Origin of the sequence: Stenotrophomonas sp. a6, from assembly GCF_030913325.1 — a bacterium.
Taxonomy (GTDB): Bacteria; Pseudomonadota; Gammaproteobacteria; order Xanthomonadales; family Xanthomonadaceae; genus Stenotrophomonas; species Stenotrophomonas maltophilia.
In genome coordinates, this window is sequence record NZ_CP133161.1 from 2900803 (window position 1) to 2915863 (window position 15061).

Consider the following 15061-nt stretch of genomic DNA (forward strand, 5'->3'; position numbering starts at 1 on the left):
GCATCAAGGTTCCTGCGCCAGTTCAAGGGCGGCGCCAATCACCGCATTGTCGCTTGGAAGCCCGAACATTGCTGCCCCTGCCAGCGGGGTATAGGTATCGGCGCCGCAGACCCGGCGCAGCGGCAGGTGGCCGAAACCGGCCTCGACCAGTGCGGTGACCACACCCTCGCCCACCCCTCCACTGTGGCGGCCCTCGTCCAGCACCAGCACGCGCCGTGCGCTGGCGGCCTGGCTGGCGATGAAGCCGGCATCCAGCGGCACCAGCCAGCGCAGGTCGACCACCCGTACCTGCCAGCCCAGTTGCTGTTCGATGGCCCGCGCTGCGCGCAGCGCCATCGGCACGCCATTGCCGTAGGTGTAGACCACCAGGTCGCCAGCCTCCGGCCCGTAAACACGGCCTTCGCCCGGCACCAGTGCCCGGCCCTGGGCCGGGTAGTCGAACAGCCACTGGCCATCGCCCGGCTCATGCAGGTCCTTGCTCATGTACAGCGCGATCGGCTCCAGGAACACCGCCACGCGCCCATCCACCCGGGCCAGCGCCGCCAGCGTGCGCAGCATCATCACCGCGTCGTCGCCGCGCGATGGGCAGCCGACCACCAGCCCGGGGATGTCGCGCAGGGCGGTGACCGAGTTGTCGTTGTGGAAATGGCCGCCGAAACCCTTCTGGTAGCCCAGCCCGGCCACCCGCACCAGCATCGGGTTGCGGTACTGGTCGTTGGAGAAGAACTGCAGCGAACAGGCTTCGCCACGCAGCTGGTCGATGGCGTTGTGCAGATAGGCCAGGTACTGGATCTCCGGGATCGGCAGCATGCCCATGTTGGCCAGGCCCTGCGCCATGCCCAGGATCATGGTCTCGTCCAGCAGGGTGTTGAAGACCCGGCGCGGCCCGAAGCGGCGCAGCAGATCCTTGGTGACGGTGTAGACACCGCCCTTCTGCGCCACGTCCTCGCCGAACAGCAGGCTCTGCGGATACTTGGCCAGCAGCTCCTGCAGACCATGATTGATCTGGATTGCGAGATGCCGCGGCGCCTGTCGTTCCGGCAATGCCTCGGCACCGCCATAGAGTGCCTCGCGTGCTTCGGCAGCGACCTCGCGCTGCGCTTCGGCCTGCACCGCTGCAGGGGTGTACGGTGCCAGCGGCGCCATCACCTCCCGCAGCGACTGCAGCTTCGCACTGCCTTCGGCATCGGCGGCAGCGGCCATGCAACGCGCGCGCATCGTTTCGTAGGCCACTTCGATGGCGGCCGCATCCATCCAGCCTGATTCCAGCGCGATCTGCGCCGAGCGCAGCAGCGGATCCTGCGCCTCGGCCGCGCACAGTTCCGGCAGCGCGCGCCATTCCACTTCAAAGTCGGTGCCGGCATGGCCCATCAGGCGCGTGGTGCGCAGATGCAGGAAGGTCGGCCGCCGCGTGCGCCGGCAGTGTTCCACCGCCGCCTGCACCTGGGCGTGCCCGGTGGCCAGGTCGAGGCCATCGGCAAAGAAATAATCCAGCCCCGGCTGGTGGCTGAAGCGCTCGGCGATCCAGCCATCGGGGGTCTTCACCGAGATGCCCAGGCCGTTGTCCTCGCAGACGAACAGGATCGGCGCCGGTAGTTTCTGGTAGGCCGACCACATCGCGGTATTGAAGGCGGTCTGCGCGGTGGCGTGGTTGGCCGACGCATCGCCGAACGAGCACAGCACGATGCTGTCGGTGGGAATGGGCAGCGCCTGCCCCAGCCGCTTGCCACTCTCGATGGCCAGCGCGGTACCCAGCGCCTTGGGCAGGTGCGACGCAATCGTCGAGGTCTGCGGCAGCACCCACAATGGCTTGCTGCCCCACACCTTGTGGCGGCCACCGCTGGCCGGATCATCCGCGCTGGCGGCGAAGGACAGTGCCGCATCGCGCAGCGGGTCGATGCCCGGCACCTGCCGCGAACGCTCGGCCATGAAGGCGCCGGAACGATAGTGCAGGAAGGCAGGATCGGTGTGCCGGCAGGCCCGCGCCAGCAGCGCGTTGCCTTCATGGCCGGACGAACCGATGGTGTAGAAGACCTTGTTCTGCACGCGCAGCACGCGCGCCATCAGGTCCAGCTGGCGACTGGCCAGCTGCGAGTCGAACAGTTCATCGAAGGCGGCAGCGGTGAGCGTACTGCCCGGCAGGATCGGAGCATCTGCCGCGGGTCGCGGGCGCGGCGTCCCGCGCCACCCGCGCACCGCCTCAAGGAAATTGACGTCGCACACCTCGGCGCGGTTGAGCCCCCGCATGCGCGCGGGAATCGGATCCGGAACCACAGCGAACATCGAACACCCTCCGTGTCGTTGTTGCATTCCGCCCGGCAATACCGGGCGCTACCCTGTGGGCATCAGGCCGCCTCGAAACGCGAGCGCACCTCGGCGGTCACCGCCGGCATCGGCAGGAAGCGCGGCTGCGCACGCACGCGCTGCAGCCAGGCGCGAACTTCCGGGAACGGCTCCAGGCTGATGCCGCCCTCGCCCGCCACATCGGTGTAGGCAAACAGGGCGATATCGGCAATGCCGTATCCGCTGCCGGTGAACCACTGCGCTTCGCGCAGGTGCTGCTCCATCACCGCCAACGCGGTGGCGGCACGCTCGTGCAGGCGTGGCAGTTCGGCACGGCGTGGCGAGTCGGGCGCCGTCCAGCCCCGGATGAAGCGCGCTACCGCCACGCACGGCTCGTGCGTGTACTGCTCGAAGAACATCCAGCTCAACGCCTGCGCACGCTCCCATCCATCGCTGGGCAGGTAGGGCGTGCCTTCGGCCAGCCAGAACAGGATCGCGTTGGACTCGGTCAGCACGCGGCCGTCGTCGCGGACGATCAGCGGCACCTTGGCATTCGGGTTGAGCGCCAGGAATTCGGGCGTGTGGGTCTGGCCATGGGCACTGTCCACTTCCACCCAGCGGTAACGGCTGCCGAGCTGCTCAAGCAGCAGCCGGACCTTGTGGCAATTGCCCGAGACCGACATGCCATGCACCGTCAGCGGGACGCGCTCTTCCACCATTGCCTGCTCCATCGGATCCGGCCGGCGGCCGGCTGCGTGCAGTCTGGCAAGTGCGCCAGGGAATGCCAAGCGCGGATGCAGCATGGCACCCCGGTAGTGCCGGCCGCTGGCCGGCAATCGCACGAATCCTGCTGCAACGAGGTTGCCGGCCAGCGGCCGGCACTACCGGGCCACGTTCAGCGTGCACGCTGCCGCCACTGTTCGCGCGACTGGCCCCAGATCTGCATCGGTTTGTCGTTGTACGGCGGCGGCAGTTCGCCCATCCGCAGCAACGTGCTGCCCAGCTTGCGCGCGACCGCCCGCGAGTTGTCGTTGTTCTCGGCGATGGTATGGATCACCTCGTGCCAACCCAGCGTGTCGAAGGCCCAGTCGATCGCCGCGACCGCCGCTTCCGGCGCATAGCCCCGGCCCCAGCTGGCGCGGCGGATGCCCCAGCCGACCTCGGTACCCGGCCAGTCCTGCGGTTGCCAGGGGCCCATCCGCCCGATCCAGTCCCCGCTGGATTTTTCGATCACGCTGAACATCGAAAAGCCGAACAGCTGCCAGGCGCCAGCCAGGCTGCAGAAGCCGCGCCAGGCTACCGAAGGCGGCTGCACGCCACCGAGCGTGCGCATCGTTTCCTCGTCGGCGCAGAACGCCAGATAGGGTTCGTAGTCCTCGCGCAGCAGCGGACGCAGGATCAGGCGCTCGGTTTCCAGGCGCAGGTCGAAGATGCTCATGCCGACTCCATGTCGAAGGGGCCACCATGATGGTGGATTCCGCCTCCACACGGATGAATGCCCGCGCTCACAACGAAACGGGCCGGCATGCGCCGGCCCGTCGGGTACAGCACGTATTCTGGATTACTGGCGCGTGGCCGCAGTGGCGCCGGCAGCAGCGGTCTGCGTGACCAGCTGGCCATCGACCACCGGCAGGCGATCGCTGGCCGGCTTGTTGTCCATGCGCACGGTCTTCTCGGCGCCGTCGTAGCGGTAGGTCACGTTGTAGCCCTTCACCACGTCATTGGTGCCCATGGCGATGCGGTTGCCCGGCTTGCTGGCCATGCGCATGGTGCCGGTGGTGCCGTCCTCGTTGCGGTAGGTCACGTTGTAGCCGGTAACACGGCTCGACTCGGAGGTGGCGGTCTCGGTGTGGCACTGGCGCTCGGTGCGGTTGACCACGCGGCCACCCACATGGCGCTTGTCGATCTGGTTGCCGATGAAGCCACCGGCCACGGCACCGGCTGCGGTCGCGGCCTTCTTGCCGTTGCCACCGCCGACCTGGTTGCCGAGCAGGCCGCCGACCACCGCGCCGACCACGGTGCCGCCGACGTTGCCGTCACGCTCCGGCAGGCGCTCCTGCACGGTCACGTCCTGGCAGACCTCGTGCGGGGTCTGGGTGGTGGAGGTCTCGCGCACGGGATCGGTGCCGATCACGGTGGCGTAGGCCTTCTGCTTCTCGGTGATCGGGTCGACCTTCAGCACGTCGGCGTATTCCAGCCCGCGCGGTGCAGACGGGTCGAGCTTGTCACCACGCGCGCCATCGTCAACGGCATTGCCGTCAACCAGCCGCGATTCACCGTTGGGGGTTCCGGCGCTGATGGAATCAGGCGACTTGTCGCCACTCTTCATGAAGGCGGCGGTGGCGATGCCACCGACCAGCAGCGCGCCCGCTGCGACCAGGACAGTTGTAGTTGTGCTTTTCATGACCTGCTCCTTGCGGACCATCCGCAACGTTCTCGGCCCAGATTGCAGCATGCACTGCCTGAACGGAATCTCCACATTTCCTGCTCATTCCTGTAACCCATTCAGCATCGGGAAATGCTGGGCCCGTGGTAGCGTTTGCATATTCCCCACGAGGATCCACGCCATGGCCAACCCGATGCTGCTGCCGGTACTGCAATGGGCCCGCCGGCTGCGCTACCCCACCCTGTTCAAGCTGACCGCCGGCCTGTTCGTGCTGACCCTGTTCATTCCCGACCCGATTCCGTTCGTCGACGAGCTGGTACTGGGCTTCGGCACCCTGCTGCTGGCCAACTGGAAGAGCCGCAATACGGTCCCGGCCCCGCCGCCGCTGGAACAGCGTTGATCCCGCTGGTCGACAGCCACTGCCATCTGGATGCCAGTGAATTCGATGCTGACCGCACGGCGGTGATCGAGCGCGCGGGCGCTGCGGGCGTGCGCGAGCAGGTGGTACCGGCCGTCACGGCCGCCAGCTGGCCGAAGCTGCGCGAGGTCTGCCGGCAGGCACCGGGGCTGTACCCGGCCTACGGCCTGCATCCGATGTTCCTGGCCGAGCACCGGCCCGACCATCTGCCGCTGCTGCGCGAATGGATCGTTCGCGAACGCCCGTGCGCGATCGGCGAATGCGGGCTGGACTTCTTCGTCGAGGGACTGGATGCAGAGGCGCAACAGGCGTACTTCATCGGCCAGCTGCAACTGGCCCGCGAGTTCGAGCTGCCGGTGATCGTGCATGCGCGACGCGCGGTGGATGCGGTCATTGCCGCGATCCGTCGCGTCGGCGGCCTGCGCGGCGTGGTGCACAGCTTTTCCGGCAGCCCGGAACAGGCCGCGCAACTGCACCGGCAAGGCTTCCTGCTCGGTCTCGGTGGTCCGCTGACCTACGGTCGCGCGCAACGGCTGCAGCGCCTGGTGCGCGGGATGCCGCTGGAACAGCTGCTGCTGGAGACCGACGCGCCCGACCAGCCTGACGCCGGCATCCGCGGCCAGCGCAACGAACCAGCGCGACTGGCAGTCATCGCCCGCCACGTGGCTGCACTGCGCGGGATGGAGCTGGACGCGGTGGCCCGGGCCACGACGGAGAATGCGCGGCGCCTGTTCGCGCTGCCGGCAATGTAACGGGCAGGTGCCGGCCGCTGGCCGGCACGATCCATCACACCTCGCTGGACTCGACCACTTCGGCCTTCACCTTCTTCGGCTCCAGCAGCATTTCAAGCGCCTTGCCGACCGCCGCGAAGGCGAAGGCACCGGTGATGTGGGTTGCCGCACCGAGGCCTGCGCCACAGTCCAGTTTCAATGCAGCATCCGCACCGAGGTTCGGGCGGATGCCGCAGACGCTGCCATCGGCCTGCGGATACTTCACGTTTTCCAGCGAGTACACCGCCGGTACGCCAAAATAGCGCTTGGCATTCTTCGGGAAATTGAACTCGCTGCGCAGCTTCTTGCGGATCAGCGCCAGCATGGCGTCGTGCTCGGTGCGCGAGACATCGCGGATGCGCACCAGGGTCGGATCGGTGCGACCACCGGCAGCCCCCACGGTCAGCAGCGGCAGCTTGCGGCGGCGGCACCAGGCGATCGTCTCGACCTTCACCCGGAAGCTGTCGCAGGCATCGATCACCAGGTCGAAGCCATGGTCCAGCAACTCGGCCATGTTCGACACGGTCAGGAATGCCTGCACGGCATCGACCTCGATGTCCGGGTTGATCGCACGGCAACGCTCGCCCATCGCCTCGGCCTTGTTGCGGCCGTAGTTGCCTTCCATCGCCGGCAGCTGCCGGTTGGTGTTGGACACGCAGATGTCATCGGCGTCGATCAGGGTCAGGTGGCCGACCGCCGAACGCGCCAGCGCTTCCACCACCCACGAGCCGACCCCGCCCATGCCCACCACCGCCACGCGGCTGCCCTGCAGGCGCTCGAGCGCACCTACGCCATACAGCCGTTCGATGCCGGCGAAGCGTTGTTTGACCTGTTCGTTCATGCGGCTATTTTAACGTGCAGGCGCCAGCGCCTACAGCGCGCCGGCATCGAACCCACCGTTGCACGCCAGGAGAGCCCGCCATGAACGCCAGCCCGCCCCGCCGCCCGTCCACTGCCCAGCGGTACCTGTTCGTGCTGTGCCTGGGCCTGCTGATCGGCCTGGTCGCCACGGTCATGGTCGGCCGCGCCCTGCAGGCCCGCCGCGACCCGTTCCCGGACAGCCTGATGCAGGTGATGCAGCGGCAAGCGCAGCTGCTGCAGCAGGCCCAGCAGCAGAACCGCTGCAGCCTGGCCGACAGCGTGCCGCGGCTGCAGGCCCTGCGCCTTCTGTCCAACGACCTCGACCTGGCCTTTCCCGGGCTGAAGGACAACGGCCGGTTCCAGCAGCACGCCAGCCAGCTGCGCGGCAACCTCAACGCCGCATTGGCGGCTCCGCCCAGTGACTGCACCGCCCTGGCCAAGGTCGTGGAAACCGTGCAGGCCGACTGCCGCGCCTGCCACCAGGACTTCCGCTGACGCGCATTCATCCTGTAGCCGGGCAAGGCACGCCTGGTTGGCACCTTGTTCACGTTCGAAAGGAGAGGATTCGTCCACCCTGCTGCATGACGCAGTACCACCCAACACCCGCCTTCACGGCCAGGAGACGCTCCATGAAGATCCAGCTCATTGCCGCCAGCGCCATCGCTACCCTCGCCCTGGCTGGCTGTGCCACCTCGCCCGGCTACGGTGGCGGTGGTTACAACAACGGCTACAACAATGGTGGCTACGGCAACAACGGCGGTTACAACCAGGGCCGTTGCGCTGACTGTGGCATCGTCACCCGCATCAACACCGTGCCGTCGGGCCGCACCGCGCCCAGCGCGACCGGCGCCATCCTCGGCGGCATCGTCGGTGCCGTGGCCGGCCATGAGATCTCCGATCACACCGGTGGCAGCCGTGGCAACAAGAACATCGCTGCGGCCGCAGGCGCGGTCGGTGGCGCGCTGGCCGGCAACCAGATCCAGAAGAACGTGACCAGTGATACCTACGACATCAGCGTACGCATGGACGATGGCCGCACCATCGTGGTCAACCAGCGCGACCTCGGCGGCATCCGCGAAAACACCTACGTGCGCGTGGTCAACGGCAAGGTCATCCTGCGCTGACCTGCGCCGGGCCGGCGGCAAAGAAAAAGGCCCGCTTGCGCGGGCCTTTTTCATGTGACGGCTTGCAGCGCGATCAGGTCGGCTGCACGGCGTCGGCCTGCAGGCCCTTCTGGCCCTGCACGACGGTGAAGGTGACCTTCTGGCCTTCCTTCAGGCTCTTGAAGCCCTGGGTCTGGATGGCACGGAAGTGCACGAACACGTCTTCGCCGTTTTCACGGCTGATGAAGCCGAAGCCCTTTGCATCGTTGAACCACTTGACGGTACCGGTCTCGCGATCAGACATCTCACTAACTCCCTGGTGACTCTCTCTTGTTGTTGGAAACGCCTGGTGGGCGGCTGACAAGCAAGGGGGAAGCGAGGTGCATCGATGCAGCGGATCGGGAAGATCTTGCTTCATCAGGCCACGATCCACGGTGACCTTGCCAAGCTCAGCGACTGCAACTTAACCCGCCCAAAACGAAAAAGCAACTGGCAAAATCTTTCACTGTCAACCCCAAAACGGCGACCATACGGGACAGCATGGGACTCTCATTCATCTTATATCTGCTAGCGGTCATTTTTGTCCTTGTCGGCATCGCCGGAATCATCCTGCCGGCCCTGCCCGGCATCCCGCTGGTGTTCATCGGACTGCTGCTGGCGGCCTGGGCGGACGGCTTCACCCACGTCGGCTGGCCGACCCTGGTCGCGCTGGGCGTACTGACCGTCCTCTCGCTGCTGGTGGACGTGCTGGCCACGGTGGTGGGTGCGCAGCGGGTCGGTGCCAGCCGCAAGGCACTGTGGGGTACGTTCGTCGGCAGCATCGTCGGCCTGTTCTTCATGCCGATCGGCCTCTTTGCAGGCCCCCTGATCGGCGCCCTGGCCGGCGAGTACTGGCACACCCGCGAACTGGGGCGCTCGACCAAGGTAGGCCTGGCCACCTGGCTCGGTATCCTGCTCGGCCTGGCGCTGAAACTGGCCGTGGTGATCGCGATGCTCGGCCTGTTCGCCTTCGCCTGGTTCCTGTAACCCGCACTGCCTTCACGCCGCGCGCACGCGGTGCCCGTGCATAAACCGTGGGGGGCTGGCCGTGAACCGGTGCAGCCGCCACACTGTGCGATTCCCGTATTCACCTAAGGGCCTGCTGCAATGACCCTGTCTCCGCTGCTTCCCCGTCTCGCGCCGCTGGCGCTGGCCCTGGCCAGTGCGCCGCTGGCCGCGCAGGAGTTCGCGCCCAGCGCCGAAGCCTCGCCGGCCGCGTGCGCGGCGATTACCACCGATGCTGCCCGCCTGGCCTGTTATGACCGCCAGTTCGGCCGTACCCCGCAGGCCACTGCCGAGGCCGACGCTGCGGCCGAGGCGGCCGCGCAGGCCCGTCGCGAAGAACGCCAGACTGCACGCGTGAGCCAGGGCGAAGAGAAGCTGCGCGAGCGGGTCAGCGATCTGTTCCGTCCAGCAGCCCCTGACAGCGCACTGGCCAATGCTGGCCGCGGTTCGTTGCTGGACAGCCGCTGGGAACTGGCCGAGGACTCCAAGCTGGGCCCGTTCCAGCTGCGCGCCTACAAGCCGGTGTACCTGCTGCCGGCGTTCTGGACCAGCGATCGCAACACCACGCCGCATTCGCCGAACCCGGCCAACACAGTCACCACGCGGCAGGTGCTGGACAGCGCCGAGCTGAAGTTCCAGATCAGTTTCAAGACCAAGATCGCCGAGAACCTGTTCGGCGACAACGGCGACATCTGGGCCGGCTACACCCAGAGCTCGCGCTGGCAGGCCTACAACGGCGAGGATTCACGCCCGTTCCGCGAAACCAATTACGAGCCGGAAGTGATGATGGTGTTCCGCAACGGCTACTCGATCGGTGGCTGGCGCGGGCGCATGACCGGCATCGCGCTGAACCACCAATCCAACGGCCGCGCCGACCCGCTTTCGCGCAGCTGGAACCGGGTGATGCTCAACATCGGCCTTGACCGCGAGAACTGGGCGCTGGTGCTGCGCCCCTGGTACCGCATTCCCGAGACCCGCAGCGACGACAACAATCCGGACATCGAGGATTACATGGGCCGCGGTGATGCGACCCTGACCTGGAACCGCAACGGCCACGAAGTCTCGCTGATGGCGCGCCATTCGCTGCGCACCGGCAGCCGCTCGCACGGTGCCCTGCAGCTGGATTACGGCTTCCCGATCAGCAATCTGCTGCGCGGGCATGTGCAGGTGTTCGACGGTTACGGCGAAAGCCTGATCGACTACAACCACAAGGCCACCTACGTGGGCGTGGGCGTGTCGCTGCTGGAGTGGTTCTGATGCCCGTGACGATCTGGCACAACCCGGCCTGCAGCAACTCGCGCGGCGCATTGAAGCTGATACGTGATGCCGGCTTTGATCCAGCGGTGATCGAGTATCTCGGCAATCCACCCGATGTGGCTACACTGCGCCAGGTGCTGGCCGAATCAGGATTGAGCGCACGTGATCTGGTGCGCAGCAAGGAAGCGCAGTTCGCCGAACTGGGCCTGGAAGGTGCGGACGAGGCCACGCTGCTGGCCGCGATGGCCGAACACCCGCGACTGATCAACCGCCCCGTGGTGCGCACGGACAAGGGCACACGCCTGTGCCGTCCACCGGAAACAGTGCTGGAGATCCTGTAACCCGCCTCGCCTTGGACACGGGGCGGCGAAGTCTGTTGGTAGAGTCGACTGTCAGTCGACTTCCTCCTCACCCTTCATATGCATCCGCGGAAAAGCCCGCACTGCGTGCGATAGTCGACTGACAGTCGACTCTACCCCAGCGCCCTCTTCTACCCGGACGCCCTCCTCCCCGGCTGGCTTACAGCCAGTCGGTGATGCCTTCGCGGCGGTACACCTCGGCGAACGCCGGGCGCGCCTTCATCAACGTGGCGTGCGCCTTCAGCACCGGCCAGGTGTCGGTGGGCCTGGGCATGTTGCGCGACCAGCGCATCAGCATCACCAGCATGTAGTCGACCACGCAGGGCGTGGCACCCAGCAGGTAGGGGCCATGTGCATGCAGGTGCGCGGCCACATGCTGCCAGGCCGCTTCCAGGCGCTGCCGTGCCATCCCGCGGCTGGCCTCGATATTCGCCTCGCCCGCCATTTCGTGTGGATAGAACCAGGCTCGATAGGCCGGCTGCAGCGTATTGGCACACCAGAACATCCAGCGGTAGGCATCGGCGCGCTGCGGCGTGCCCAGCGCGGGCAGCAGGTTGGCGTCCGGATGGCGATCAGCCAGGTACAACGCAATGGCCGCCGCTTCGGTCAGTACCAGGCCATCGATCAGCAGTGTCGGCACCACACCGGCCGGATTCAGCGCCAGGTACTGCGCCGACTTGTGCTCGCGCGCGTCGAAATCCAGCAGCACCAGTTCATGCTCGATGCCCAGCTCGATCAGCAGCCAGTGCACCACCAGCGCGGCGGTACTGGTCGAACCATACAGCGTGGTGCTCATGCAGAAGATCCTGTACAGGTGGATCAGCCGATTATGCGCCCGCGCGCACGATCGTTGCTCAGCCGCAGCTGCTCATGCAGGAATCCCGGCGTTCGCCACAGGACATCATCGGCGCGCGCATCGTACAGTCATGCGTCTTCAGTTCGCAGGCATGGCGCAGGTCCGGGTTGTCCACGTCCTTGCAGCGCTTGTCCGGCGCCGGCACCATCCGCTGCTCGCAATTGCTCTGGCGGCTGCCGAGAGAGTCATTCTGCGCCATGCAGCTGCGATAGCCGGCCTGGCACTGCACGCGGCACTGCGCCGATGCAGGGAAATCCGCGCCTTCGTACGACGCTGGGGTGTTGCAGCCGGCCAGCGCCAGCAGCATGCCTACCACGATGAATCGATGCAGGGCCATGGACACGTCCTGTGCGAGGGTGTGCCGACCGTAGCAGAGCAAGGGCTACAGGCGCGTTAATCCCCCCCCCGGATACAACAACGGCGCCACACGGGCGCCGTTGTCTGGACCGAAGCGTGCGGGGAGTTACTCCACCACCACCGGAATCTTGCCGATGCGGGCCTGCCATTCGCGCGGGCCGGTCTTGTGCACCGATTCACCGGTGGAGTCGACTGCCACGGTCACCGGCATGTCCTGCACGGTGAACTCGTAGATCGCCTCCATGCCCAGGTCAGCGAAACCAACCACCTTGGCGGCCTTGATCGCCTTGGACACCAGGTAGGCCGAGCCACCGACGGCCATCAGGTAGGCCGACTTGTGCTTCTTGATCGCCTCGATCGCGGCCGGGCCGCGCTCGGCCTTGCCGACCATGCCCAGCAGGCCGGTCTGTGCCAGCACCTGCTCGGTGAACTTGTCCATGCGGGTGGCGGTGGTCGGGCCGGCCGGGCCCACCACTTCGTCGCGCACCGGATCGACCGGGCCGACGTAGTAGATGAAGCGGCCCTTCAGATCGACCGGCAGTTGCTCGCCCTTGTTGAGCATGTCGACCATGCGCTTGTGCGCGGCATCGCGGCCGGTCAGCAACTTGCCGTTGAGCAGCAGGGTCTGGCCCGGCTTCCAGCTGGCCACGTCTTCCGGCGTGATCGTGTCCAGGTCCACGCGGGTGCCCTTGGACGCGTCGTAGGTCAGCTTCGGCCAGTCTTCCAGCGACGGCGGGTCCAGCATCACCGGGCCGCTGCCATCGAGGGTGAAGTGCGCATGGCGGGTGGCCGCGCAGTTCGGGATCATCGCCACCGGCAGGTTGGCCGCGTGGGTCGGGTAGTCGTTGATCTTGATGTCGAGCACGGTGGTCAGGCCACCCAGGCCCTGCGCACCGATGCCCAGCGCGTTGACCTTCTCGTACAGCTCCAGGCGCAGCTCTTCGATGCGGTTGGACGCACCACGGGCCTGCAGCTCGGTGATGTCGATCGGCTCCATCAGCGCTTCCTTGGCCAGCAGCATCGCCTTCTCGGCGGTGCCACCGATGCCGATGCCGAGCATGCCCGGCGGGCACCAGCCGGCGCCCATGGTCGGCACGGTCTTCAGCACCCAGTCGACGATCGAGTCGGACGGGTTGAGCATGGCGAACTTGGTCTTCGCTTCCGAACCACCGCCCTTGGCGGCGACGATCACGTCGACCTTGTTGCCCGGCACCACCTTGACGTTGACCACGCCCGGGGTGTTGTCCTTGGTGTTGATGCGCTTGCCGGCCGGATCAGCCAGCACCGAAGCGCGCAGCTTGTTGTCCGGGTGCATGTAGGCACGGCGCACGCCTTCATTGGCCATGTCTTCCACGCCCATGGTGGCGTCGTCCCAGCGCACGTCCATGCCGATTTCCAGGAACACGGTGACGATGCCGGTGTCCTGGCAGATCGGACGGTGGCCTTCGGCGCACATCCGCGAATTGATCAGGATCTGGGCCATCGCTTCCTTCGCGGCCGGCGACTCCTCGCGCTCGTAAGCGGCGGCGAGGTTCTTGATGTAGTCGACCGGGTGGTAGTACGAGATGTACTGCAGCGCGTCGGCGATGGACTGGATGAGGTCTTCCTGCTTGATCGATGTCACGTCTTGCTCGCTTGCTCGAGGCTGGCGGGGGTAATCCGCCCATTTTACCCCCTCCCCCGGCCCCGGGGTGGTAGTGCCGGCCGCTGGCCGGCAAGATTCCCCCGACGCTCTGTCACGCCACGCGCCACTGCGGCGTCCTTGCCCACATGAACGCCGAAAACGCTTTCCAGACCCACCGCCCGCGCCTGATGGCCCTGGCCTACCGCCTGCTTGGCAGCCGCGCCGACGCCGAAGACGTGGTCCAGGATGCCTGGCTGCGCTGGTCCGGCGCCGACCCGGCGGCCATCCGCGACCCCGAAGCCTGGCTGGTCACCACCACCACCCGGCTCGGCCTGGACCGGCTGCGCGCGGCCAAGCGCGAGCGCGTGCACTACGTCGGCCCATGGCTGGCCGAGCCGCTGGCGGTCACCCTGGAGCCCGACCCGGCGCCCGGCCCGGCCCAGCTGCATGCCCTGGCCGACGACGTTTCGGTCGCCTTCCTGACCCTGCTTGAACAGCTCGGCCCCGAGGAACGCGCCGCTTTCCTGCTGAAGGAGGCCTTCGACCACGACTACCGCGAGATCGCCGAGCTGATCGGCCACAGCGAGGCCAACTGCCGGCAGCTGGTGCACCGTGCCCGGCAGCGCCTGCAGGCCGGACGGCCGCGCTTCAACGCCGATGCCAGCCAGCACCGGCAGCTGCTGGCGCGCTTCATGGATGCCTCGCAGCGCGGCGACAGCGAGGCGATCCAGGCCCTGCTGCACACCAACGCGTTGCTGGTGTCCGACGGCGGCGGCGTGGTCACCGCAGCGGTGCGCCCGCTGCTGGGCGCCGAGCGCATCGGTCGCCTGTTCTGGGCCATTGCCCGCCGCGGCGCGGTGCATCCGGCGCAGTTGGGCTACGTCAACGGCGAGCCGGCGATCCTGCGCTTTGTGGGTGATCGCTTGCACTCGGTCACCACCATCGAGGTGGTCGATGGCCGCATCGCCAACGTGTACAGCGTGTTGAATCCGGAAAAGTTGCCGAAGGTTGTCACGCGCGGCGACGCTGCGGCGTCCTGGTAGTGAAAGGCGGCCATCGTGGCCGCCGTGGAGCCCCCGATGTCCAATCACACTTCTCCCCGCGTCCCCTACACCCGCCTGGCCGCCGAGGCCTTCAAGGGCCTGCTGGCCACCAGCCAGGCGGTGCATGACAGCTCGATCGATCCGACCCTGATGGAACTGGTGTTCCTGCGCGTGTCGCAGCTCAACGGCTGCGGCTACTGCATGGACATGCACGGCACGGCGCTGCGCAAGGGCGGCATCGAGCCGCGCAAGCTGGACACACTGCCGGCATGGCACGAGAGCCGCTTCTTCGACGAACGCGAGCGCGCGGCGCTGGGCTGGGCCGAGGCACTGACCCGGCTGACCGACGGCGCGCCGTCGCAGGCGGCGTTCGATGCATTGGCGCCGCACTTCGATGAGAAGGGCATCAGTGACCTGAGCATGGGCATCGCGGTGATCAATGCCTGGAACCGCCTCGGTGCGGGGTTGCTGCCGCCGCTGCCGGCCTGACCCACCCCGCCTTCGACAGTTCATCGGTGCTGCTGGTAGGTGTCGACCTTGGTCGACACGGTAGATCCACGCCATGCGTGGATGCGGGAGAGTCGGATCCCTTCGCTTCGCGAAGGGCCCTGACCCGCTGTGGGTCGCTGGGGTCAGAGCCCTTTGCCGCGCAAAGGGATCTGACCCCGGTGCCGGCCACACGCCTGCACTGACCCCCTCT

Annotated in this window: 18 protein-coding genes; 9 read left to right on the forward strand and 9 right to left on the reverse strand. The window is 67.0% G+C overall.

Going from position 1 to position 15061, the window contains the following annotated elements; translation table 11 throughout:
• Positions 1-3: 3 nt before the first annotated feature.
• The 4 genes from Q9Q79_RS13400 to Q9Q79_RS13415 form a co-directional block, all read right to left on the reverse strand.
• A complete protein-coding gene (locus Q9Q79_RS13400; protein ID WP_012480788.1) occupies positions 4-2283 on the reverse strand; it encodes a transketolase C-terminal domain-containing protein in 2280 nt (759 codons plus the stop codon).
• 62 nt (positions 2284-2345) lie between these two features.
• The gene (locus Q9Q79_RS13405) at positions 2346-3002 is read right to left on the reverse strand and encodes a glutathione S-transferase family protein (protein ID WP_005410282.1); all 657 of its coding nucleotides are present in this window, start codon (positions 3000-3002) and stop codon (positions 2346-2348) included.
• Positions 3003-3178: 176 nt separating this feature from the next.
• Entirely contained in the window at positions 3179-3721 is a 543-nt protein-coding gene (locus tag Q9Q79_RS13410) for a GNAT family N-acetyltransferase (protein WP_005410283.1), read from the reverse strand.
• A gap of 123 nt (positions 3722-3844) precedes the next feature.
• Positions 3845-4687: a glycine zipper 2TM domain-containing protein gene (locus tag Q9Q79_RS13415; RefSeq protein ID WP_005410284.1), complete on the reverse strand. Its 843-nt coding sequence runs from the start codon at positions 4685-4687 to the stop codon at positions 3845-3847.
• Between the two features lie 163 nt (positions 4688-4850).
• Between Q9Q79_RS13415 and Q9Q79_RS13420 the strand changes: the two genes are divergently transcribed.
• On the forward strand, positions 4851-5069 hold the full coding sequence (locus tag Q9Q79_RS13420; RefSeq protein WP_005410285.1) for a DUF6116 family protein: 219 nt from the start codon (positions 4851-4853) through the stop codon (positions 5067-5069).
• Positions 5066-5839, forward strand: a complete 774-nt coding sequence (locus tag Q9Q79_RS13425) for a TatD family hydrolase (protein ID WP_005410286.1) — start codon at positions 5066-5068, stop codon at positions 5837-5839. Before Q9Q79_RS13420 ends, Q9Q79_RS13425 begins: the two co-directional genes overlap by 4 nt.
• A 34-nt stretch (positions 5840-5873) precedes the next feature.
• Here Q9Q79_RS13425 and Q9Q79_RS13430 read toward each other — a convergent pair whose 3' ends face one another.
• On the reverse strand, positions 5874-6698 hold the full coding sequence (locus Q9Q79_RS13430; RefSeq protein WP_088431281.1) for a tRNA threonylcarbamoyladenosine dehydratase: 825 nt from the start codon (positions 6696-6698) through the stop codon (positions 5874-5876).
• An 80-nt stretch (positions 6699-6778) separates the two neighbouring features.
• Between Q9Q79_RS13430 and Q9Q79_RS13435 the strand changes: the two genes are divergently transcribed.
• Both Q9Q79_RS13435 and Q9Q79_RS13440 read left to right on the forward strand, forming a co-directional pair.
• Positions 6779-7213, forward strand: a complete 435-nt coding sequence (locus tag Q9Q79_RS13435) for a hypothetical protein (protein ID WP_012480790.1) — start codon at positions 6779-6781, stop codon at positions 7211-7213.
• Positions 7214-7347: 134 nt separating this feature from the next.
• Positions 7348-7842, forward strand: a complete 495-nt coding sequence (locus Q9Q79_RS13440; protein WP_005410289.1) for a glycine zipper 2TM domain-containing protein — start codon at positions 7348-7350, stop codon at positions 7840-7842.
• Positions 7843-7915: 73 nt separating this feature from the next.
• Here Q9Q79_RS13440 and Q9Q79_RS13445 read toward each other — a convergent pair whose 3' ends face one another.
• Entirely contained in the window at positions 7916-8125 is a 210-nt protein-coding gene (locus tag Q9Q79_RS13445) for a cold-shock protein (RefSeq protein WP_005410290.1), read from the reverse strand.
• Between the two features lie 236 nt (positions 8126-8361).
• Here Q9Q79_RS13445 and Q9Q79_RS13450 point away from each other — a divergent pair, with 236 nt between their 5' ends.
• From Q9Q79_RS13450 to arsC, 3 genes are all read left to right on the forward strand, one after another.
• Complete coding sequence (locus tag Q9Q79_RS13450; RefSeq protein ID WP_033835435.1) at positions 8362-8847, forward strand: DUF456 domain-containing protein; 486 nt, start codon at positions 8362-8364, stop codon at positions 8845-8847.
• A 120-nt stretch (positions 8848-8967) separates the two neighbouring features.
• Positions 8968-10122 (forward strand): phospholipase A, encoded by a 1155-nt coding sequence (locus Q9Q79_RS13455; RefSeq protein ID WP_201863948.1) that lies wholly within the window; start codon positions 8968-8970, stop codon positions 10120-10122.
• Positions 10122-10463, forward strand: coding sequence for an arsenate reductase (glutaredoxin) (gene arsC, locus Q9Q79_RS13460; protein ID WP_062607409.1), 342 nt, complete (start codon positions 10122-10124; stop codon positions 10461-10463). The genes Q9Q79_RS13455 and arsC overlap by 1 nt, the downstream gene beginning before the upstream one ends.
• Before the next feature lie 178 nt (positions 10464-10641).
• Here the strand turns inward: arsC and Q9Q79_RS13465 are convergent, their stop codons facing one another.
• The 3 genes from Q9Q79_RS13465 to Q9Q79_RS13475 all read right to left on the reverse strand — a co-directional run bounded on the left by Q9Q79_RS13465 (position 10642) and on the right by Q9Q79_RS13475 (position 13318).
• On the reverse strand, positions 10642-11277 hold the full coding sequence (locus tag Q9Q79_RS13465; protein ID WP_049451482.1) for a glutathione S-transferase family protein: 636 nt from the start codon (positions 11275-11277) through the stop codon (positions 10642-10644).
• 58 nt (positions 11278-11335) lie between these two features.
• Positions 11336-11674 carry a hypothetical protein gene (locus Q9Q79_RS13470; protein ID WP_005410295.1) on the reverse strand — a complete coding sequence of 113 codons (339 nt, stop codon included), beginning with the start codon at positions 11672-11674 and terminating at the stop codon, positions 11336-11338.
• A gap of 126 nt (positions 11675-11800) precedes the next feature.
• Positions 11801-13318, reverse strand: coding sequence for a fumarate hydratase (locus Q9Q79_RS13475; protein ID WP_005410296.1), 1518 nt, complete (start codon positions 13316-13318; stop codon positions 11801-11803).
• Between the two features lie 146 nt (positions 13319-13464).
• On the opposite strand from Q9Q79_RS13475, the gene Q9Q79_RS13480 reads away from it, so the two are divergent.
• Together Q9Q79_RS13480 and Q9Q79_RS13485 are read left to right on the forward strand one after the other, a co-directional pair.
• Positions 13465-14361: an RNA polymerase sigma-70 factor gene (locus tag Q9Q79_RS13480; protein WP_012480795.1), complete on the forward strand. Its 897-nt coding sequence runs from the start codon at positions 13465-13467 to the stop codon at positions 14359-14361.
• A gap of 36 nt (positions 14362-14397) precedes the next feature.
• Positions 14398-14850, forward strand: coding sequence for a carboxymuconolactone decarboxylase family protein (locus Q9Q79_RS13485; protein WP_005413960.1), 453 nt, complete (start codon positions 14398-14400; stop codon positions 14848-14850).
• The last annotated feature ends 211 nt before the right edge of the window (positions 14851-15061 follow it).

Bases quoted from the DNA above. Each gene is read 5' to 3' on its own strand.
- Q9Q79_RS13400 (WP_012480788.1), bottom strand. From the start codon at position 2,283: ATGTTCGCTGTGGTTCCGGATCCGATTCCCGCGCGCATGCGGGGGCTC.
- Q9Q79_RS13405 (WP_005410282.1), bottom strand. From the start codon at position 3,002: ATGGTGGAAGAGCGCGTCCCGCTGACGGTGCATGGCATGTCGGTCTCG.
- Q9Q79_RS13410 (WP_005410283.1), bottom strand. From the start codon at position 3,721: ATGAGCATCTTCGACCTGCGCCTGGAAACCGAGCGCCTGATCCTGCGT.
- Q9Q79_RS13415 (WP_005410284.1), bottom strand. From the start codon at position 4,687: ATGAAAAGCACAACTACAACTGTCCTGGTCGCAGCGGGCGCGCTGCTG.
- Q9Q79_RS13420 (WP_005410285.1), top strand. From the start codon at position 4,851: ATGGCCAACCCGATGCTGCTGCCGGTACTGCAATGGGCCCGCCGGCTG.
- Q9Q79_RS13430 (WP_088431281.1), bottom strand. From the start codon at position 6,698: ATGAACGAACAGGTCAAACAACGCTTCGCCGGCATCGAACGGCTGTAT.
- Q9Q79_RS13435 (WP_012480790.1), top strand. From the start codon at position 6,779: ATGAACGCCAGCCCGCCCCGCCGCCCGTCCACTGCCCAGCGGTACCTG.
- Q9Q79_RS13440 (WP_005410289.1), top strand. From the start codon at position 7,348: ATGAAGATCCAGCTCATTGCCGCCAGCGCCATCGCTACCCTCGCCCTG.
- Q9Q79_RS13445 (WP_005410290.1), bottom strand. From the start codon at position 8,125: ATGTCTGATCGCGAGACCGGTACCGTCAAGTGGTTCAACGATGCAAAG.
- Q9Q79_RS13450 (WP_033835435.1), top strand. From the start codon at position 8,362: ATGGGACTCTCATTCATCTTATATCTGCTAGCGGTCATTTTTGTCCTT.
- Q9Q79_RS13455 (WP_201863948.1), top strand. From the start codon at position 8,968: ATGACCCTGTCTCCGCTGCTTCCCCGTCTCGCGCCGCTGGCGCTGGCC.
- arsC (WP_062607409.1), top strand. From the start codon at position 10,122: ATGCCCGTGACGATCTGGCACAACCCGGCCTGCAGCAACTCGCGCGGC.
- Q9Q79_RS13465 (WP_049451482.1), bottom strand. From the start codon at position 11,277: ATGAGCACCACGCTGTATGGTTCGACCAGTACCGCCGCGCTGGTGGTG.
- Q9Q79_RS13470 (WP_005410295.1), bottom strand. From the start codon at position 11,674: ATGGCCCTGCATCGATTCATCGTGGTAGGCATGCTGCTGGCGCTGGCC.
- Q9Q79_RS13480 (WP_012480795.1), top strand. From the start codon at position 13,465: ATGAACGCCGAAAACGCTTTCCAGACCCACCGCCCGCGCCTGATGGCC.
- Q9Q79_RS13485 (WP_005413960.1), top strand. From the start codon at position 14,398: ATGTCCAATCACACTTCTCCCCGCGTCCCCTACACCCGCCTGGCCGCC.